Genomic DNA, 20,361 nt, shown 5'->3' with positions numbered 1-20,361 from the left:
GCGCGGCGGTCCGGTCGCTCACGGGGCGTCCAGCCGGTAGCCGACGCCGTGCACGGTGTGCACCAGCCGGGGCTCACCGGCCGCCTCCAGCTTGCGGCGCAGGTAACCGATGTACACCGCGAGGGAGTTGGAATCGGGACCGAAGTCCGAGCCCCAGACCCGCTCCATGATCAGCTCACGCGGCAGCACCTGCCCCGGGTTCTGCAGCAGCACTTCGAGGAGGGCGAACTCGGTCCGGGAGAACTCCAGCGCCCGGCCCGCCCGGCTGCCGGTGCGGCTGACCGGATCGACCGTCAGATCGCCCAGCACGTAGCCGTGGTCGGGCACGGCTGGTGCGGCCCGGCGCAGCAGGGCACGCAGCCGGGCGGTCAGTTCGTCCAGCGCGAAGGGCTTCACCAGGTAGTCGTCGGCGCCCGCGTCCAGACCGTCCACCCGGTCGCTGACCGAGTCCCGGGCGGTGAGCACCAGGATCGGGGTGCGGTCGCCGAGCGCCCGCAGCCGGCGGCAGACCGCCAGGCCGTCCAGCACCGGCATCATCAGGTCCAGCACCAGCGCGTCCGGCTGCCAGGCGGCCACCTCGCTCAGCGCGGCCAGGCCGTCGTCCGCGCCGCGGACCGTGTATCCGGCGACCGCGAGGCCGTCCTCGACGGCGGCCCGCACCTCGGGGTCGTCGTCCACCACCAGGATCCGGGGCGTCCTGTTGCTCTCGGGCACGCTGCTCATGGGAACAAGCTTCTCAAACGCGGCTATTAGAACTCTCTTAGACCGGGTCGCGACCGTCGAGGCCATGCGGGCAACACACCTGTCGGTGGTCATCGGCGCGGGCGGCACCGGAGGTCGCAGCCACCCCGGCGCAGCGCCTCCTTCGCCCCCGACCGTTACGCGCTCTGGCCCCGGTCGGTTGTCGGGGGCCGCTCAGGGGTCACTCAGGGACGTTCCCTGATGATCGGTCATGCCAGGGCCGGACAGACTCGTGGTCGGGCCGGTCGATCGCCGGTCCGACCACGACCACCTCGGAGAGCTTTACCGTGAACTCCTCTGTCCGCCGCACCCGTTGGTCCACCGTGGCTGCCTCCGGCGCTCTGCTGGTCGCCCTTGCCGCGGGTATGGCCGCTCCTGCCTCCGCTGCCACCCCGGCCCCGGCGCCGGCCGCCGCCGCTGCCGCCGCCGCGCCGCTGCCGGGGCTCGACCCGGCCGAGCTCAAGGCGGCGATCGGCGGCCTGCCGAACGCGGACGTCACCGGTGCGCTGGTCCGGATCACCGGTAGCGCGGGCCACTGGTCGGGTACCTCGGGCGTGGGCGACCTGGAGACCGGTCAGGGCGTCCCGCAGAACGCGCACATCCGGATCGGCAGCATCTCCAAGGTCTTCACCGCCACGATCGTGCTCCAGCTCGCCGCCGAGCACCGGATCGACCTGGACAAGCCCGTCCAGCAGTACCTGCCGGGCGTCCTGCCCGCCGACATCCCACCGGTCAAGGTCGGCCAGCTGCTCGACCACACCAGCGGTCTGCCGCGCGGCGTCGCCACCCCGGACTTCGGCGACGGCAGCGCCGAGTGGTTCGCCGCCAACCGCCTCAAGAGCTTCACCCCGCAGCAGACGATCGATCTGATGGCCGGTCAGCCGATGGAGTTCGCGCCGGGCACCGCGCAGCAGTACAACGGGATGAACTACTACGTCGCCGGCATGCTGGTCGAGAAGATCACCGGGCACACCTTCGCCCATGAGGTGCAGTCCAGGATCACCCGTCCGCTCGGCCTGCACGACACCTACGTCCCGAACGCCGACGACCCGCGCCTGCCCGGCCCGCACTCCCACGGCTACCTGACCGTCAAGTCCGCGGACGGGACCACCCACCCCGTCGACGTCTCCGAGCAGAGCCCCTGGCCCTGGGCCGAGGGCGGCATGATCTCCACCCCCGCCGACCTCGACCGGTTCATCACCGAGCTCTTCCGCGGCCGCTTCCTCCCGCCCGCCCAGCAGGCCAAGCTCTTCACCGTCCCCGACGTCCCCAGCCACCACAGCAGCCAGTGCCGCACCGAGGCCGACGCCGGCCGGGCCTGCATGAGCATGGGCCTGATGCGGGTCAAGGCCTCCAACGGCGTCGTGGTCTGGGGCAAGACCGGCTCCCGCCCCGGCTACACCAGCGGCGTGTTCGCCACCCGCGACCTCGCCCGCAAGATCGTCTACTCCGTCAACCCCACCAACCTCAACGGCACCGAGGCTCCCTTCACCCTGAAGATCGCCGCGGCCTCCTTCGGCACCTTGGTCCCGGCGAAGAACTGACCCTCCGAAAGGGCTGGTTGACGATTCGCCCGCCTGAAGACCCGGCCGGCTGAAGAGTCGGCCACCTGAAGACCTGGCCGTCCACCGCGGGCCGGGCTCCGGAAGAACCCCCGGAGCCCGGCCCGCACGGTTGCCGGGGTCCGGCCGGCCCGCGTACGAGCCCGCGGGTGTCCGTCGCCCCGGCCGTCGCCGGGGTGTGTTCAGCCCGCTTCCTGCGGATGTCCCAGCGGGCTGAGCAACAGGGTGGTGAAGCGGTGGATCCAGGCGGGGGTGATGGGGCGGCCGCTCACCAGCAGGCGGTGTTCGACGGTGCCCGCGATGGTGTCGAAGATGATGTCGATCTCCTCGGCGGCGGTGACCTCGTCGAGGTCGGGGCCGAGTTCGCCACGGGACTGGGCCTGGGCGCGGCCCTGCTGGACCAGGTACTTCTGCGGCTCGACGATGCGTTCGCGGATCCGGCGGCGCAGCTGGGGGTCGCGGGATCCCTCGGCGAACAGGGCGAGCAGCGCGGCCTGGGTCTCCGGGCGGGCCAGCAGGGTGGCGAACTGGGCGACCACGGCCTCGATGTCGGCACGCAGGCTGCCGAGGTCGACCATCTCCAGTTCGTCGAAGAGACTGGCGACCGCGTCGACCACCAGTTCGTTCTTGGACGGCCAGCGCCGGTAGAGGGTGGTCTTGGCGACGCCGGCCCGGGTGGCGACATCACCCATGGTCAGTCCGCCCCAGCCGAGTTCGGCGAGGGCCTCCCTGGTGGCATCGAGGATCGCCAGGTCGGCGGCTGCGCTGCGGGGGCGTCCCTTGCCTCGTGGGGGCGTGGCCGGGGGTACGGCCTGGTCCGGGGCAACGGGCTGCTGGGTGGTGGGGGCCACCGAGCCTCCTTGCTAGGGCCGGTCGATGCGCGTCCTTGCGATCTACCGGTGAGTAACGTGGGTGGGTCCGGTAACCGTAGCGATTTGTCCACCCCCTGGCAGCGGCGCGTGCGGGAAAGTGGGACAGCTCACGTCCCGAGTTCCCGAGGGGGTCTTGCGGCACCGGGTCGGGATGCAGATACGCTACGACTCGTAGCGAAAGAGCGGCAACCACGCGCCATGACCCAGGGATCGGGCGGGCGCGCGGCGCGGGTGGGGATCCGCGCCGGCTCTTCGGCACGGCTGCGGTACGGGAGGGGGGAACTCCCGAGGGGTGGGAAGCCGGTCCGGTGCGACCTTCTTCCGCCGGTTGGTGCACGTCACTCGCGCGGACGGGGGAGGATGGATCCATGCAGCCACGGAATTCGCGTCTCAACAGCTCCGCCCTGCGTGGTGCGGTCGACCTCGCCGCAGTGAAGGCGGCCGGTGAGGCCGCGCAGAAGGCCGAGCAGGCCAGGGCGGAGCGGGCCCGCCAGAACGCCGCCGCCGAGGCGGCCGGGATCGCCCCGCAGGGTGCGGCGTACCAGCTCGTCATCGATGTCACCGAGGAGACCTTCGAGACCGAGGTCGTGCAGCGCTCGACCGAGGTGCCGGTGGTCATCGACTTCTGGGCCGAGTGGTGCGGCCCGTGCAAGCAGCTCAGCCCGATCCTGGAGCGCCTCGCCGAGGAGTACGCCGGCCGGATCGTGCTCGCCAAGATCGATGTGGACGCCAACCAGCTGATCGCCCAGCAGTTCGGCATCCAGGGCATCCCGGCCGTGATGGCCGTGGTCGCCGGCCAGCTCGTCCCGCTCTTCCAGGGCGCCGAGAACGAGGCCAACGTCCGCAAGGTCCTGGACCAGCTGATCGCCGTCGCCGAGCAGCGCTTCGGCATCGTCGGCACCGCCGCCGCCCCCGACGAGGAGGCCCCCGCGGCTCCCCACCGGCCGGAGGACCCGGCGCTGGCCGCCGCACACGACGCGCTCGACCGCGGTGACCTGGGCGGCGCCGTCCAGGCCTACCAGAACGTGCTGGTCGACCAGCCCGGCAACATCGAGGCCAAGCTGGGCCTGGCCCAGGCGCAGCTGCTGCAGCGGGTCGAGTCGCTGGACCCGCAGCAGGTCCGCGCGGCGGCCGCCGCCGATCCGAAGGACGTCGCCGCCCAGCTGGACGCTGCCGACCTGGACCTGGTCGGCGGGCACGTCGAGGACGCCTTCGGCCGCCTGGTCGACACCGTCGGCAGGACCTTCGGCGAGGACCGGGACACCGCCCGGCTGCGACTGCTGGAGCTGTTCGAGGTGATCGGCACGGACGACCCGCGGGTGACGAAGGCGCGCAGTGCGCTCGCCCGGGTACTGTTCTGACGCTCGGTCAGGCAGTCGCCCGCGGCGGTCCGGTGGCACGGCGGGTGACCTGCGGTGCCGCCGGAGATTTGGCGACAAGCAGGCAGAAGCTGTGAGCTTTATCAAATCTTGACAATGTCCTACGGCGGTCACCACAGGTGACCGCCGTAGGTGTTTCGTCCGTGTTTCCAGCGAATTTCACTGACGTACACATGCTCGATTGTCACTCTGCGTGACATTTTTCTCGATCTCATGATCGACGTCGAGCGCTGTTGGATTACCCGTCAGTAATGAACCCCTTGTGCTTCGCCCTGGTTTCAAGCACGATCAGCCACGCCCGGTCCCCTGCAAGGGGATCCCCATCGGGCAGCCGAAGGCCCGGTCCGGAGGCTTGAGGACAGGGGGGTGTCCGCGGATCCCACACGCGGTTCCTGTCCTTCTCGCGGTCGCGCATCCCCGCGCGGTCGCTGGTTGTCGCTCGGGGGTGATCGCCGGTGTCGTCGGTCGTACCTGCTGTCGCGAAGACAGCCGGTGCCTGGAACGGGTGTGCCGTGAATGCGGCCGGACCCGGGTCCGCCGATGCCCACGGCCTTCTCCGCTACCGAGGACGTAGCTCTCTCCCATCCCAGGCCCAGGCCGGTGCGCCAAGTGCCGGACGCGGTCGGAGATGTACGTCCTAGAAGGAGGACACGCATGTCCCAGACTTACGGCAAGACCCGCTGGAAGCGCTTCGCGCTGGTGATGGTGCCGAGCATCGCGGCCACCGCGGCGATCGGTGTCGGCCTGGCGAACAACGCGCTCGCGGCGTCGTTCAGCGTCTCCGGCCAGCAGTTCAAGGTCACCGCGGGCGACCTGGACGGCAAGAACTTCGCCCAGTACGGCAGCGTCGACTTCCAGGACAACAGCAACCACAAGGGCGCGCACCCGGTTGCTGTCTCGGCCTTCGATTCGGCCACCATCCACCACCTGTGCCAGTCCGTGAAGACCGACCTCCCGTTCGGCCTGGGTACCTGGGTCCTCAGGCTCCAGGCGGGCGACGGGCAGACGCCGGTCGAGGCCACGAACCTGATGATCGGCCTCGACTCCCTGAACGCGGACGCCACGTTCGACAACGGCTCCCCCGACACGGACCACGTCACGCCCGGTATCAACATCGGTCAGGACGCCTCGACCCTGCCGGGTAACGCCAAGGGTCAGGCAGGAGCCTTCGGCCAGGCGGCTCCGCACGCCCATCTGACCAACGTGCAGCAGACCGCCTGGTCCACGTCGGCCGGCACTTTCAAGCTCGCCGGTCTGCAGCTCCACGTCCACCAGCTTGACGGCAGCCAAAACGGCAGCGAGTGCTTCTAGGCCGCTGAGGAGGCCGACGGCGTGAGCCGCCGGCCTCCCGTGCTCCGCGACCGGGAGAGCCAGGCGGGCTGCTCCCGGCTGTATCACTAGTTCGTCCCCTCGTACCCATCATCGAGGAGCTGCACCATGTCCAGCGCAACTGCCAACGAGTGGTCCGCCGAAGCGGGCACCTTCAGCCGGGTGCGGCTGAGGTTTCGCACCTGGCGGCGCACCCGCCCGTTCTGGGCTGGCCTGCTGGCCGTGTTCGCCAGCTTCCCGATCCTCTACTTCCCTTACGCGCAGCTTCACTTGGGTCAGTTGACGATGTCGATGTCGACGACCGGTGGTGCCGGGTCGCTGCTCATCGGCGGGTTGCTGATCACGCTGGGCCTGACCGCGTGGTTCCAGCCGATGGTGCGGATCTTCTGCGGTGTGGCCGTCACGATCCTGTCCCTGGTCTCCGTGCCGGTTTCCAATCTGGGCGGCTTCGGCATGGGCCTGATCCTCGGACTGATCGCCGGCGGCCTGCTCTGCTCCTGGGCGCCGCTGAAGGAGCAGCCCGTTCCGGCGGGTGAGCCGATCGCGAACGCGGACGGCGCCACCGCGGAGTACGCTGCCGAGCCCGGTCCGGTGGCCGTCTCCGCACCGGCTGCGCCGCCGGTCGAGGCCGATCCGGTGGTGTCCGTCGAGAAGGCCGACCCCGAGGAGCAGCAGTGACCGCGGGGGAGCAGAGGCCCCTTGTCCGGGTGGTGGGCCCCCGGCATGCCGCACCTCGGGCCGGTCTGCGCGGCCATCTGTACGGCAAGGCGCTGGCCATCGCGGCGGTGCCGACCGCCCTGTTGATGGGCACGGTTCCGACCATCGCGATGGCCGACGTTCAGAAGGACAAGGCCTGTGCCACGGCTCCCGATACGGTGATCGACGAGACGCCGGTGCCGAAGAGCGAGATCACCCCGATCCCGGATCCCACGTCGACGTCCACGAAGGCAGCGACGCCGAGCGAACAACCCAACGCGCCCACCCGGCAGCCGACTTCGGCGGCCACGCCGACCACGACGCCGACGGCGACGCCCACGCCGACCGCGAGCATCGCCACCACGCACCCCAGACCCCAGCAGGCGGTGACTGCCAACTCTCCCGCTCCCAAGGCCGATTCGGTCCGCCCGGCCGGGATCCTGGACCCCATCCTCGACCCGATCCTGCACCTGGGCGGCCATCGGAGCCCGACTCCGACCCCCACCCCGTCGCCGAGGTCCACGCCGACCCCGACCGGCTCGGCTGCGCCCGCCCCGACCGTCACCGAGCCCCCCGCGCCCCGGGTTCCCGAGGCTCAGCCCCGGTCCGAGTCCCCGGCTGCCTCACAGACGCCCGCACAGGTCCCGAGCGGAAGCCCGTCGTCCGGCAGTCCCGAGCCCACCGCGACCCCCTCGCAGTCCACCTCGCCCAGCAAGAACCCCAACTGCCAGGTGGACAGCCGGGGCCTGGCCGCCGCCGCGGCGGAACCGGGCCACGTCGTCCCGGAGCAGAACTGGACGCTGCACTCGTCCACCCTCGGTCTGTACGGGTCCAAGTTCTACGGCGTGGTGGACGTCCACACCGCGACCGGTACCAAGCGGGTGCTGAAGTTCAAGGTGGACCGGGTCGACATCGGCGATCTCGACATGTCGACACTGGAGGGCAACGGGATGACCTTCCACGTCAAGGGAGCCCCGGGCTCCACGTCCACCATGCGCGGCGATGAAGTGACCATGTACGTGGAGCGGCTCTCCGGTCACCTCAGCAAGATTCTCGGACTGCCCATCCCGATCGATCTGGGTGAGATCACGCTGACTCCGGACACCTTGCCGCAGTGGCTGTACGACCTGATCGGCAGCATCCCGATCCCGCTCGACCTGGAGCTGAAGAACGTCACCGCCGTCCAGGCCGGCCAGTTCGGCGGTGCACTGCACATCCCGGGCATGCGGATGTACAACGACAACCTGCCCTACGGCCAGTAGCACGCCGGAAACGTCCGTGGGGCGCCCCGTCGGAGACCGGAGGGGCGCCCCACGGGCGTTACAGGGCTACCGGGCCATTACTGCCCGGAGCGCGCACCCAGGTGGTGCACCTGGACCATGTTGGTGTTGCCGGGGATGCCGGGCGGCGAGCCGGCGGTGACGATGACCGTGTCGCCCTCCTTGAGCAGCTGCTTGCTCAGCAGCTCCTGGTCGACCTGGACCACCATCTCGTCGGTGGTGGCGACCTGCTCGGTCACGTGCGCCTCGACGCCCCAGCTCAGCGAGAGCTGGTTGCGGGTGGCGGCGTCCGGGGTGAAGGCGATCACCGGGATCGGCGAACGGTAGCGGGAGAGCCGACGGGCGGTGTCACCGGACTTGGTGAAGGCGACCAGCGACTTGGCGTGCAGGAAGTCGCCCAGCTCGCACGCGGCGCGGGCGATCGAACCGCCCTGGGTGCGCGGCTTGCGGCCCGGGTTCAGCGGCTGGAGGCCCTGCTCCAGCAGCTCCTGCTCGGCCTGCTCGGCGATCCGGCTCATGGTCTTGACCGTCTCGACCGGGTACTTGCCGACGCTGGACTCGGCGGAGAGCATGACCGCGTCCGTGCCGTCCAGGATGGCGTTGGCGACGTCCGAGACCTCGGCGCGGGTCGGCCGGGAGGCGTGGATCATCGACTCCATCATCTGGGTGGCGACGATGACCGGCTTGGCGTTCCGGCGGCAGAGCGTGATCAGCTTCTTCTGTACCAGCGGGACCTTCTCCAGCGGGTACTCGACGGCGAGGTCGCCACGGGCCACCATGACCGCGTCGAAGGCGAGGACGATCTCCTCCATGGCCTCGACGGCCTGCGGCTTCTCGATCTTGGCGATGACCGGGACGCGGATGCCGACCTCGTCCATCACCTTGTGGACGTCCTCGATGTCCGCGGCGTTGCGGACGAAGGACAGCGCGACCATGTCGACGCCCAGGCGGAGCGCGAAGCGCAGGTCGTCCTTGTCCTTCTCGGACAGGGCCGGCACGTTCACGGCCGCGCCGGGGAGGTTGATCCCCTTGTTGTTCGAGAGCACGCCGCCCTCGACCACCACGGTCTTCACCCGCGGGCCGTCGACGCTGACGACCTCCAGGGCGATGACGCCGTCGTTGATCAGGATGGGGTCGCCGGGCTTCACATCGCCCGGGAGGCCCTTGTAGGTGGTGCCGCAGATGTGCTGGTCGCCCGGCACGTCCTCGGTGGTGATGGTGAACTCGTCGCCGTTGTCGACGGTGACCGGGCCGTTGGCGAAGGTCGCAAGTCGGATCTTCGGGCCCTGGAGGTCGGCCAGCACACCGATGGTGCGGCCGGTGTCCTCGGACACCTGGCGGACCTTGCGGTACCGCTCCTCGTGCTCGGCGTGCGAGCCGTGGCTCATGTTGAGTCGGGCGACGTTCATGCCCGCTTCGACGATGGCCTTCAGCTGTTCGTAGGAGTCCGTCGCCGGACCCAGGGTGCAGACAATTTTCGCTCGGCGCATATCGGTCAGTCTATCCGTTCGTGTTATAGGCGCATTTAGTGCGATTGCTGAGGTATCGCCAACGAACCATCTCGACGGGCGGGACGCCGGGCTGATACGCGCTCAGCTCGCAGCGCCCACCAGGGCGAAGGTCTGCTGTGCGATCTCCAGCTCCTCGTCCGTCGGCACCACGGCGACGGTGACCCGGGAGCATTCCGGGGAGATCACCCGGGCCTCGCCGGAGCGGACCGCGTTCAGCTCGGCGTCCACCGCGATGCCCAGTTCCTCCAGGCCCGCCATGGCCGCGGCCCGCACCGGCGCCGCGTTCTCGCCGACACCCGCGGTGAAGGCGATCGCGTCCACCCGGCCGAGTACCGCGTAGTAACCGCCGATGTACTTGCGCAGCCGGTGTATGTACGTGTCGAAGGCGAGCCCGGCGTCCGCGTCGCCGTCCTCGGCCCGGCGCATGATCTCGCGCATGTCGTTGTCCCCGCACAGGCCGAGCAGGCCGCTGCGGCGGTTCAGCAGGTCATCGATCTCGTCGATGCTCAGCCCGCCGACCCGGTGCAGGTGGAAGACCACGCCCGGGTCCACATCACCGGAACGGGTGCCCATGACCAGGCCCTCCAGCGGGGTCAGCCCCATCGAGGTGTCCACGCAGACACCGCCGGCGACGGCCGAGGCCGAGCCGCCGTTGCCCAGGTGCAGCACGATCACGTTGACCTCGGCCGGGTCCTTGCCGAGCAGTGCGGCGGTGGCCCGGGAGACGTACTGGTGCGAGGTGCCGTGGAAGCCGTAGCGGCGGACCTGGTGTTCGTCGGCCACCGCCTTGTCGATCGCGTACCTGGCCGCGTACTCGGGCATGTTCGCGTGGAAGGCGGTGTCGAAGACCGCCACCTGCGGCAGGTCGGGGCGCAGCTCGCGGGCCACCTCGATGCCGGTGATGTTGGCCGGGTTGTGCAGCGGGGCGAGCGGGATCAGCCGGCGGATCTCGGTGAGCACCTCGTCGGTGATCAGCGTCGGGGCGGTGAACCGCTTGCCGCCGTGCACCACCCGGTGGCCGATCGCGGCCAGCTCCGGCGAGTCCAGGCCGATCCCGTCGGCGGTCAGCTCCTCGGCGACCGCCTTGAGCGCGGCACCGTGGTCCGGGTAGACCTGCTCGGCCTCCCGCTTCACCCCGCCGCGCGGGGTGTGCACCAGCCGCCCGCCGGCCTCGCCGATCCGCTCCACCAGGCCCGAGGCCAGCCGGGAGCCGTCGAGCATGTCGATCAGCTGGTACTTGACCGACGAGGAGCCGGCGTTGAGGACGAGGACGCGGGTGCCGTTGCTCACTGGATCGTTCCTTCGGCGGCAGTGGGCGACTGGGACTGGATGGCCGTGATCGCGACCGTGTTGACGATGTCCTGGACCAGGGCGCCGCGGGAGAGGTCGTTGACCGGCTTGCGCAGGCCCTGGAGCACCGGGCCGACCGCCACGGCGCCGGCCGAGCGCTGCACGGCCTTGTAGGTGTTGTTGCCGGTGTTGAGGTCCGGGAAGATCAGCACGGTCGCCCGGCCGGCCACCGCGGAGCCCGGCAGCTTGGTGGCCGCGACGCGGGCGTCCACCGCGGCGTCGTACTGGATCGGGCCCTCGACCAGGATGTCCGGGCGCAGCTCGCGGACCAGCTCGGTGGCCCTGCGGACCTTGTCCACGTCCGCGCCGGAGCCCGAGGTGCCGGTCGAGTACGAGAGCATCGCGACCCTCGGCTCGACCCCGAACTGGGCGGCGGTCTCGGCGGACTGGACGGCGATGTCGGCCAGCTGCTGGGCGTCCGGGTCCGGGTTCACCGCGCAGTCGCCGTAGACCAGCACCTTGTCGGCCAGGCACATGAAGAAGACCGAGGAGACGATCGAGGCGCCCGGCGAGGTCTTGATCACCTCGAAGGCGGGGCGGATGGTCGCGGCGGTGGAGTGCACCGCGCCGGAGACCATGCCGTCGGCGATGCCCTCCTGCACCATCAGGGTGCCGAAGTAGGAGACGTCCGTGACCACGTCCAGGGCCAGCTCGACCGTCATGCCCTTGTGTGCGCGCAGCTCGGCGTACAGCTCGGCGAACCGCTGGCGCAGCGGGCTGCTCGCCGGGTCGACGATCCGCACCTGGGCGCGGTCGGCGCCGTCGTCCTGCGGGAGGTCGATGCCCAGGCTCGCGGCTCTGCGGCGGATCGCCTCCGGCTCGCCGAGCAGGGTGAGGTCGCAGATGTTGCGGCGCAGCAGGATCTCGGCGGCCCGCAGCACCCGCTCCTCGGTGCCCTCGGGCAGCACCACGTGCCGGCGGTCGCCACGGGCGCGCTCCAGCAACTCGTGCTCGAACATCATCGGGGTGACCCGCTCGGACCGGCTCAGCTCGATCCGCTTGGTCAACTCTGCGGTGTCCACGTGGAGTTCGAACAGGCCGAGGGCGATATCGGCCTTCCGCGGGCTGGCCGGGCCGAGTCGGCCCTCAAGGTGGGTCAGCGTGGCGGCGGTGGGCCAGCTGCCCTCGGGGACCACCGCGACCGGGGTGCCGGGGGCGAGCCGGGCGGCCAGCGCCATCACGTTGGGGCCCGGGTGCTGGCCGAGGGTGAGCAGCACGCCCGCGATCGGCGGGGCGCCGGCGGCGTGCGCGGCCAGCGAGCCCACCACCAGGTCGGCGCGGTCCCCGGGGGTGACCACCAGGGCGCCCTCGGTCAGCGCGTCCAGGAAGGTCGGCAGCATCGCGCCGCCGAAGACGAAGGAGCGCACGTCCCGGGTGAGGCCGGCCGCGTCGCCGAGCAGCACCTCGGCGTCGGTCGCCTCCACCAGCTGCGCCACGGTCGGCGCGGCCAGCGCCGGCTCCTCGGGGATCACGTAGGAGGGGATCGGGAGCTTCTCCGAGAGCGCCCGCTGGACCTGCTGCTTGATGCCGGGCGCGACCCGGTTGGCGATCATCGCCAGGGTCGAGCAGCCCAGGTCCAGGTAGGCCCGGTGGGCGCCCAGGACCTCGGCGATCACGGCCTGCGGGTCCTCGTCGTGGCCGCCGACCACCGGGAGCACCCAGGCGCCGAACTCGTTCGCCAGCCGGGCGTTGAAGGCCAGCTCGTCCGGGATGTTGGTACCGGCGAAGTCCGTGCCGAGCACCAGCACCGCCTGGCACTTGCGCTCCACCGCGCGGAACCGGTCCACCAGGGCGGACACCAGCTCCTCCTGGCCCTGCGCGGCCTGCAGCGCGGCGGCCTCCTCGTAGGTCAGCCCGTACAGCTCGGCGGGCGACAGATCCAGGCGGTACCGGTCGCGGAGCAGTTCGACCACGTGGTCGGTGCCGTTCTCGCCGGGGGCCGCGGCGTGCACCAGCGGTCGGAAGACGCCGACCCGGTCCACCTGGCGGGTGAGCAGTTCCATGACCCCGAGTTCCACGGCCTGCCGGCCGTCCCCCCGGTCGATCCCGGTCACGTACACGCTGCGCGCCACGTGGCAATCTCCGTTTCGTCGGCATGGTCAGCAGGAAGAAGACATATCGACCATACCTTCGAGCCCGGCGTGCCCGCCGGGGTCTGCTCCAACCTCCGAACGCAAGGGACCAAAGTCCCGATCCCGGATCACGGTCGGGCGGGGTCGGGGGCGGACACCGCGTCCCGGGGGCGCCCGGCCGGAGGTTGAGCCGGGCCTAGAAGTTCAGCCAGACAAGGCAACCGAGCCCGGCGAGGGTGCAGTAGAGCGCGAACGGCGTCATGCTGCGGCTCTCGAAGTACTTGGTGAGGAAGCGGACCGAGACGTACCCGGCGGCGAAGGCGGCCACGCTGCCGGCCAGCAGCGGACCGCGCACGGCGGAGTTCTCCGGCTTGAGCAGCTCCGGCAGCTTGAGCGCGGACGCGGCCAGGATGACCGGAGTGGCGAGCAGGAAGGAGAAGCGGGCGGCGTCCTCGTGGCCCAGGCCGCGCAGCACGCCGGCGCTCATGGTGACGCCGGAGCGGCTGATTCCGGGGAGGAGGGCGAGGATCTGCGCGGCCCCGATCCAGGCGCCCTGGCGGTAGTTCAGCCGGGCGAGCCGGCGGTCGGACTCCAGCTCGGGATCGCTGTCCGGGGCGTGGCCGGCGGACTGCCCGGCCCGGCGGCGGCCGGTGCCGCCGCGCTTGAGCCGCTCGGCGCCGAGCAGTACCAGGCCGTTCAGTGCGAGGAAGATCGCCGCCGGCGTGGGCTTGCCGAGGGCGTCGCGCAGCAGGTGGTCCAACGCGAGCCCGGCGATGCCGACCGGGATGGTGGAGATCACCAGCAGCCAGGCCAGCTTCTGGTCCGGAGAGGCGACCTCGCGGTTGCGGATCGAGCTGAACAGGCCCTTGATGATCCTGATCCAGTCCCGCCGGAAGAACACCACCAGGGCCAGCGCGGTGGCCAGGTGCAGGCCGACCAGCACCGAGAGGTACGGCGAGCCGTCCGCGGTGACGTCCAGGTCGGTCTTGGTCTGCCCGCCGATCAGCGCGGGTATCAGGATGCTGTGGCCCAGGCTGGACACCGGGAAGAGCTCGGTGACGCCCTGCAGCAGGCCCACACCGACGGATTCCAGGTAGGTCAGGGACGACATCACACACTCTCGGCTCTGAGATACGGCTCTCGATGGGCGCGACCACGCACCTCGACGGGTGTTCAGGGGTCGGCTCCCGCGAACGTACTACAGCGCCGTAGACACCTGGACGTCGTTCCCTGACTGTTTACCGACTGCTCATCGCGGGGCCAATCAGACGGGCCGCAGCCAGACCGTGGCCAGCGGCGGCACGATCAGCTCGGCGCTGCGGGGCTGCCCGTTCCACGGGGTGGTCTCGGCCTTGATGGGCTGGGAGTTGGCGATGCCGCTGCCGCCGTAGACCTCGGCGTCGGTGTTGAGCACCTCCTGCCAGAGCTGGTCGGGGCCCGGCAGCGAGGGCAGGCCGACCCGGTGGCCGTGCCGGACGACGGGGGAGAAGTTGCTGATCGCGACCAGCGGAGAGCCGTCGGCTGCGTAGCGCACGAAGGCGAACAGGTTGTCGTCGGCCGCGCCGCCGTCCAGCCAGCGGAAGCCGCCGGGGGTGGTGTCCTGCTCCCAGAGGGCGGGGGTGTCGCGGTAGACCCGGTTGAGCTCGCGCACCAGCCGCTGGACGCCCAGGTGACCCCCGGCGGCCGGCCACTGCTCGTCCAGCACCCACCACTGCGGTCCGCTCTCGTGGTGCCACTCCGCGCCCTGGGCGAACTCCTGTCCCATGAAAAGGAGTTGCTTGCCGGGGTGGGACCACATGAAGCCGAGGTAGGCGCGGTGGTTGGCGCGCTGCTGCCACCAGTCGCCGGGCATCTTGGCGACCAGGGCCTGCTTCCCGTGCACCACCTCGTCGTGCGAGATCGGCAGGATGTAGTTCTCCGAGTACGCGTACACCATCGAGAAGGTCATCTCGTTGTGGTGGTACTTGCGGTGCACCGGGTCCTTGGACATGTAGACCAGCGAGTCGTGCATCCAGCCCATGTTCCACTTCAGCCCGAAGCCCAGGCCCCCGCTGTGGGTGGGCCGGGTGACGCCGTCCCAGGCGGTGGACTCCTCGGCGATGGTGATCACGCCTGGGCAGCGGCGGTAGACGGTCGCGTTCATCTCCTGGAGGAAGGAGGCGGCGTCCAGGTTCTCCCGCCCGCCGTACTGGTTGGGGTTCCAGTCGCCGCCCTCGCGGGAGTAGTCGAGGTAGAGCATCGAGGCGACCGCGTCCACCCGCAGGCCGTCGATGTGGAACTCCTCGCACCAGTACACGGCGTTGGCGACCAGGAAGTTGCGCACCTCGGTGCGGCCGTAGTCGAACTCCAGGGTGCCCCAGTCGGGGTGCTCGGCGCGCAGCGGGTCGGCGGGTTCGTACAGCGGCTCGCCGTCGAAGCGGGCGAGCGCGAAGTCGTCCTTGGGGAAGTGCGCGGGCACCCAGTCGACGATCACACCGATGCCGTGCCGGTGCAGGGTGTCGATCAGGTACCTGAAGTCGTCCGGGCTGCCGAGCCGGGCGGTGGGGGCGTAGAAGCCGGAGACCTGGTAGCCCCAGGAACCGCCGAAGGGGTGCTCCATCACCGGCATGAACTCCACGTGGGTGAAGCCCAGGTCCTCGAGGTAGCCGGGGAGCTCGGCGGCGATCTCGCGGTAGCCGGTGAGGTCGGGGCGCCAGGAGGGCAGGTGCAGCTCGTACACCGACATGGGCGCGCGGTGGTGTACGGAGTGCGCCCGGCGCGCCATCCACTCGGCGTCCTGCCACTCGTGCCGGGAGACGGTCACCACCGAGGCGGTGTCCGGCGGGCACTGGGCGGCCCGGGCCAGCGGGTCGGCCTTCTTAAGCACCCAGCCCTGCCGGGTGTGGATCTCGTACTTGTACCTGGCGCCCTCGCCCAGGTCCGGGACGAACAGTTCCCAGACGCCGGAGGAACCCAGCGAGCGCATCGGGTGCCCGGTGCCGTCCCAGTGGTTGAAGTCGCCGATCAGCCGGACCCCGACGGCGTTCGGTGCCCACACCGCGAAGGCGGTGCCGCGGACGCCGTCCACCTCCCGGACGTGCGAGCCGAGCGCCCGCCAGAGCTGCTCGTGCCGGCCCTCGGAGATCAGGTGCAGATCGAGCTCGCCGAGGGTGGGCCCGGTCCGGTAGCCGTCGTGCTGCGGCAGCGGCCCGCCGCCGGGGTAACTGACCTGCAGCCGGTACGGCGGGATGACGCGGCCCGGCAGCAGACCGGTGAACAGGCCGCCCTGCAGGTGGGTCAGCTCGGCCGGGCCGTGCTCGGTCTCCACCACCACCCGTTCGGCGAACGGGCGCAGCACCCGGATCGCGATCCCCTCGGCGGTGACGTGCGCGCCGAGCAGCGAGTGCGGGTCGTGGTGCTCGCCGCGCAGCAGCCGCTCGATCTCGGCCGGTGGCAGCGGCGCCTCCGGGAGGCGCAGCGCCGCCGGTGCCGCTTCGGGGCGCTCGGCCTGCTCGGGCCGCTCCGGGACGGTGGGGGCCGGAGCGGGCGACGGTGCCCGGTCCGGTGCCGTAGGCCGTGCCGTCGGCGCCGGGGCGGCGGCCTTGGACTGAGCACTGTCGCCGGACCTTCCGGTCCGCCCTGGCAGGAAGGTGGCGGGCACCGCGGGCTTGGAGCGGTCGGGCTTCGGGCCGAGCGGGGTCACGGCGGAGTCCTCCTGGGCATCGGATGTCGGGGGACCGGGCGGGCCGACCCCCGTGGTGTAGTGGGGGTGGTCAGACGGTCAGGGCCAGGCGGTTGATGGCGGCCAGCGGGATGGGCAGCCAGCTGGGCCGGTGCCGCGCCTCGTAGACCACCTCGTAGACCGCCTTGTCGATCTCCAGCGCGCGCATCAGCTCCGGCGAGGCGGACGGGTCGCTCCCGCCGCCCGCGGTGTAGCCCGCGCAGTACGCCGTCCGGTTGCGGCCCGCCCAGGCCGCCGCCAGGTGGGCGAGTTCGGGATCGGGTGGCGCACCGGCCAGCAGATGGGCGGCGGCGTAGTCGAAGGAGCGGAGCATCGCGGCGACGTCCCGCAGCGCGGGCTGCGGCAGCCGCCGCTCGGCGAGCGGCTTGGCGGGCTCGCCCTCGAAGTCCAGCAGGACCCAGCCGTGCGGGGTGCGCATGGCCTGGCCGAGGTGGAGGTCGCCGTGGATGCGCTGCACCGGCAGCCCGTCCAGGTGGTCGGCGGTCAGCTGACGGAAGGCGGTGCGCAGCGCGGCCCGGTAGCGCAGCAGGCCGGGGACGGCGGCCACGGCGCTGTCCAGCCGATCGGCCATCGCTCCGGCCATCAGGCTGATCTGGGCGCGGTCGAGCCGGGCCACCGGCATGGACCTGGCCAGCACCCGGTGCACCTCGGCGGTGGCCCGGCCGAGTCGGTGCGCCTCGATCGCGAAGTTGCCCGGGGACGGGTCGCCCTTGAGCCTGGCGACCTGGTCCAGGGCGAGCTCCCAGCCGTCCTCGGCGTCCGGGAGGTAGCGCTGGAGCAGGCCGAGGGTGGCCGGTTCCGATCGCTCCAGCCGGCACTCGAACCAGGCGGCGACCCGGGGGATCCGGGTGGAGCCGGCCCGGGAGAGGGCGAGCGAGAGCTCCAGGTCCGGGTTGGTACCGGGGCTGATCCGGCGGAAGAGCTTGAGGATGAAGGCGGTGCCGTAGATCACCGAGGTGTTGGACTGCTCGGCGGTGGAGGCCCGTCCCGGCAGGTTGCCCGGCAGTCCGGGGCCCGGGGTGCGGCGGAAGGAGAGCGAGCCGAACCGGTCACCGGTGGCCATGTGTTCGAGCAGACGGCCGGTCAGCTCGGGGTCGTGCACCGCGTCGTAGACCAGCGCGCCGTCGTGCTGGCCGCCGCTGAGCCGTCCCAGCACCGCGGAGGGGGCGATCGAGTTCGGCGGCTGCGAGCGGATGCCCAGCAGCAGCTGGTAGATGTCGCCGTACGCGGCGGAGCCGTCGCCGGCGTGCTCGACCCTGAGTAGTAGGTGCAGCAGGGTCGGGTCGCCGACTTGGAGCGGCGTGCCCACCACCGGGGTGAGGCCGGTGATGGCGCGCCCCTTGCCCGCGTACCACCGCTGGCCGGGCAGCCAGGCGGCGATCAGCGGCAGCGCGGCCTGGACCAGTTCGCTGACCCCGGGGCTGGTCCTCCGCACCCCGGTGCTGCGCGTCCCGACGGGCCCGGTGGCCGGCTGTGCGGGATCGCTTTGCACATGGGCTTGAGAACGGGAGGTTTCGGACATGACTCCCTTTCCCCGGAAGCGGGCCGACTGCCCGACGGGTCTGGCCGGGTCCGTCAGTCTTCCGGATTTCGGCGGCGCGGCGGCGACGGCACGCGAGGTGGGCTCGGGTGTCACGCCATAGTGTGGGTGGCCGTTGGGCTGTTAGCCGTACGCGGTGGTGCAGAGAGAACCCGGGGGCGCGGGTGGTGGTTCGCGCGCCCCCGGGGGGTGGAACCTGATGGATCGTTACTTCGCGGCCGTCTCCCGGCGGCCGCCGCTCCCGCCGGCCTTACCTGGCACGGGGGTTGCGCAGTTGGAACCAGTAGAAGCCGTGTCCCGCCAGGGTGAGCAGGTAGGGCCATTCGCCGATGGACGGGAAGCGCACGCCCCCGATCAGCTCGACCGGGTACCGCCCCCCGTAACGCCGCAGGTCCAGTTCGGTCGGCTGCGCGAACCGCGAGAAGTTGTTCACGCACATGACCAGGTCGCCCTCGTGCTCGCGCACGAAGGCCAGCACCGCGGGATTGCTGGAGGGCAGCTCGGTGTAGCTGCCGAGGCCGAACGCGGGGTTGAGCTTGCGGATCTCGATCATGCGACGCGTCCAGTGCAGCAGGGAGGACGAACTGCTCTGCTGCGCCTCGACGTTGGTCACCTGGTAGCCGTACACCGGATCCATGATGGGCGGCAGACTGAGCCTGCCCGGGTCGGCGGAGGAGAAACCCGCGTTGCGGTCGGGCGTCCACTGCATGGGGGTGCGGACGCCGTCCCGGTCGCCCAGCCAGATGTTGTCGCCCATCCCGATCTCGTCGCCGTAGTAGAGCACCGGCGAGCCCGGCAGTGACAGCAGCAGGGCGGTGAAGAGTTCGATCTGGTTGCGGTCGTTCTCCAGCAAGGGGGCGAGCCGGCGGCGGATGCCCACGTTGGCCCGCATCCGCGGGTCCTTGGCGTACTCCGCGTACATGTAGTCGCGCTCCTCGTCGGTGACCATCTCCAGGGTCAACTCGTCGTGGTTGCGCAGGAAGATCCCCCACTGGCAGCCGGAGGGGATGGTCGGCGTCTTGGCGAGGATCTCGGAGACCGGGTAGCGCGACTCCCGGCGCACGGCCATGAAGATCCGCGGCATCACCGGGAAGTGGAACGCCATGTGGCACTCGTCGCCGCCGGAGCCGAAGTCGCCGAAGTAGTCGACCACGTCCTCGGGCCACTGGTTGGCCTCGGCCAGCAGCACGGTGTCCGGGTAGTCGGCGTCGATCTCCTTGCGGACCCGCTTCAGGAAGTCGTGGGTCTCCGGCAGGTTCTCGCAGTTGGTGCCCTCGCGCGCGAACAGGTACGGCACCGCGTCGAGCCGGAAGCCGTCGATGCCGAGGTCCAGCCAGAACCGCAGGGCCGCGATCACCTCCTCCTGCACCCGCGGGTTGTCGTAGTTGAGGTCGGGCTGGTGCGAGAAGAACCGGTGCCAGAAGTACTGCTTGCGGACCGGGTCGTAGGTCCAGTTGCTGGTCTCGGTGTCGACGAAGATGATCCGGGCGTCGGGGTACTGCTTGTCGTCGTCAGCCCAGACGTAGAAGTCACCGTACGGTCCGTCAGGATCGTTGCGGGAGGCCTGGAACCACGGGTGCTGGTCGCTGGTGTGGTTCATCACGAAGTCGATGATCACGCGCATGCCGCGCTTGTGGGCGGCGTCGACGAACTCCACGAAGTCGGCCAGGTCGCCGAACTCCGGCAGCACCGACTTGTAGTCGGCCACGTCGTAGCCGCCGTCGCGCAGCGGGGAGGCGAAGAAGGGTGGCAGCCAGAGGCAGTCCACGCCGAGCCACTGGAGGTAGTCCAGCTTGGAGGTGAGCCCCTTGAGGTCGCCGATCCCGTCGCCGTTGCTGTCCTGGAAGGAGCGGACCAGGACCTCGTAGAAGACCGCGCGTTTGAACCACTCGGGGTCCAGGTTCCTGGGGGAGGTTTCGGCGAAGGTGTCGGCGACGGGCTCGTTGACTGTCACTGAGGGTTCCTCCGAACCGTGAGGATGTGGGCCGGGCCCGTGGCGGGGTCGAGTCGGACGTAGTTGTGCCTGGCCCAGGTGTAGGCGGCGCCGGTGAGTTCGTCGTGCACGCTCAAGCTGTGGTCGCTGTCGAGGGTCACGGTCGCTTCCTGGGCGTGGTGGGGGTCGAGGTTGACCACGGTGATGACGTGGTCGGTCAGGCCGTCCGGGGTGGTGGCCTTCTTCGAGTAGGCGAGGATGCGGTCGTTGTCGGTCCCGTGGAAGGTGATGTTCCGTAGTTGCTGGAGGGCGGGGTGGCGGCGGCGGAGCCGGTTGAGGGTGGTGATCAGGGGGGTGAGGGTGTCGGGGCCGCTC

General features: G+C 70.8%; 14 protein-coding genes and 1 pseudogene. 5 read left to right on the top strand and 10 right to left on the bottom strand.

Features of this window, described 5'->3' with window-relative positions:
• Positions 1 to 18: 18 nt before the first annotated feature.
• A complete protein-coding gene (locus ACWDAK_RS10830; RefSeq protein ID WP_427393788.1) occupies positions 19 to 723 on the bottom strand; it encodes a response regulator transcription factor in 705 nt (234 codons plus the stop codon).
• A 305-nt stretch (positions 724 to 1,028) separates the two neighbouring features.
• Here ACWDAK_RS10830 and ACWDAK_RS10825 point away from each other — a divergent pair, with 305 nt between their 5' ends.
• Complete coding sequence (locus ACWDAK_RS10825; RefSeq protein WP_427393787.1) at positions 1,029 to 2,285, top strand: serine hydrolase domain-containing protein; 1,257 nt, start codon at positions 1,029 to 1,031, stop codon at positions 2,283 to 2,285.
• Between the two features lie 200 nt (positions 2,286 to 2,485).
• Here the strand turns inward: ACWDAK_RS10825 and ACWDAK_RS10820 are convergent, their stop codons facing one another.
• Entirely contained in the window at positions 2,486 to 3,154 is a 669-nt protein-coding gene (locus ACWDAK_RS10820; protein WP_427393786.1) for a TetR/AcrR family transcriptional regulator, read from the bottom strand.
• 389 nt (positions 3,155 to 3,543) lie between these two features.
• Here ACWDAK_RS10820 and trxA point away from each other — a divergent pair, with 389 nt between their 5' ends.
• The 4 genes from trxA (at position 3,544) to ACWDAK_RS10800 (ending at position 7,841) form a co-directional block, all read left to right on the top strand.
• Positions 3,544 to 4,536 carry a thioredoxin gene (gene trxA, locus ACWDAK_RS10815; RefSeq protein ID WP_427393785.1) on the top strand — a complete coding sequence of 331 codons (993 nt, stop codon included), beginning with the start codon at positions 3,544 to 3,546 and terminating at the stop codon, positions 4,534 to 4,536.
• A gap of 672 nt (positions 4,537 to 5,208) precedes the next feature.
• Positions 5,209 to 5,865, top strand: a complete 657-nt coding sequence (locus tag ACWDAK_RS10810; RefSeq protein WP_344639497.1) for a DUF6230 family protein — start codon at positions 5,209 to 5,211, stop codon at positions 5,863 to 5,865.
• A gap of 126 nt (positions 5,866 to 5,991) precedes the next feature.
• Entirely contained in the window at positions 5,992 to 6,561 is a 570-nt protein-coding gene (locus tag ACWDAK_RS10805) for a DUF6114 domain-containing protein (protein WP_427393784.1), read from the top strand.
• Positions 6,558 to 7,841 carry a hypothetical protein gene (locus ACWDAK_RS10800; protein WP_427393783.1) on the top strand — a complete coding sequence of 428 codons (1,284 nt, stop codon included), beginning with the start codon at positions 6,558 to 6,560 and terminating at the stop codon, positions 7,839 to 7,841. Before ACWDAK_RS10805 ends, ACWDAK_RS10800 begins: the two co-directional genes overlap by 4 nt.
• Positions 7,842 to 7,918: 77 nt before the next feature.
• Here the strand turns inward: ACWDAK_RS10800 and pyk are convergent, their stop codons facing one another.
• The 8 genes and pseudogenes from pyk to ACWDAK_RS10760 form a co-directional block, all read right to left on the bottom strand.
• Positions 7,919 to 9,349 carry a pyruvate kinase gene (gene pyk / locus ACWDAK_RS10795; protein WP_427393782.1) on the bottom strand — a complete coding sequence of 477 codons (1,431 nt, stop codon included), beginning with the start codon at positions 9,347 to 9,349 and terminating at the stop codon, positions 7,919 to 7,921.
• Between the two features lie 102 nt (positions 9,350 to 9,451).
• Positions 9,452 to 10,660, bottom strand: coding sequence for an acetate/propionate family kinase (locus ACWDAK_RS10790; protein WP_427393781.1), 1,209 nt, complete (start codon positions 10,658 to 10,660; stop codon positions 9,452 to 9,454).
• On the bottom strand, positions 10,657 to 12,792 hold the full coding sequence (pta, locus tag ACWDAK_RS10785; protein ID WP_427393780.1) for a phosphate acetyltransferase: 2,136 nt from the start codon (positions 12,790 to 12,792) through the stop codon (positions 10,657 to 10,659). The genes ACWDAK_RS10790 and pta overlap by 4 nt, the downstream gene beginning before the upstream one ends.
• A gap of 196 nt (positions 12,793 to 12,988) precedes the next feature.
• A complete protein-coding gene (locus tag ACWDAK_RS10780; RefSeq protein ID WP_344639503.1) occupies positions 12,989 to 13,903 on the bottom strand; it encodes an undecaprenyl-diphosphate phosphatase in 915 nt (304 codons plus the stop codon).
• A 153-nt stretch (positions 13,904 to 14,056) separates the two neighbouring features.
• Complete coding sequence (gene glgB / locus ACWDAK_RS10775; protein WP_427393779.1) at positions 14,057 to 16,474, bottom strand: 1,4-alpha-glucan branching protein GlgB; 2,418 nt, start codon at positions 16,472 to 16,474, stop codon at positions 14,057 to 14,059.
• Between the two features lie 70 nt (positions 16,475 to 16,544).
• A complete protein-coding gene (locus ACWDAK_RS10770; protein ID WP_427393778.1) occupies positions 16,545 to 18,035 on the bottom strand; it encodes a maltokinase N-terminal cap-like domain-containing protein in 1,491 nt (496 codons plus the stop codon).
• A gap of 268 nt (positions 18,036 to 18,303) precedes the next feature.
• Positions 18,304 to 20,007 carry a maltose alpha-D-glucosyltransferase gene (gene treS / locus ACWDAK_RS10765; protein WP_344639506.1) on the bottom strand — a complete coding sequence of 568 codons (1,704 nt, stop codon included), beginning with the start codon at positions 20,005 to 20,007 and terminating at the stop codon, positions 18,304 to 18,306.
• A pseudogene (locus tag ACWDAK_RS10760) lies at positions 20,004 to 20,361 on the bottom strand (alpha-1,4-glucan--maltose-1-phosphate maltosyltransferase); the annotation flags it as partial. The gene treS and the pseudogene ACWDAK_RS10760, both read right to left, overlap by 4 nt.

The organism is Kitasatospora sp. NPDC001175 (genome assembly GCF_053598215.1).
The sequence above is the reverse complement of the archived record's forward strand: the minus strand, read 5'-3'. Positions and strand labels throughout refer to the sequence as shown.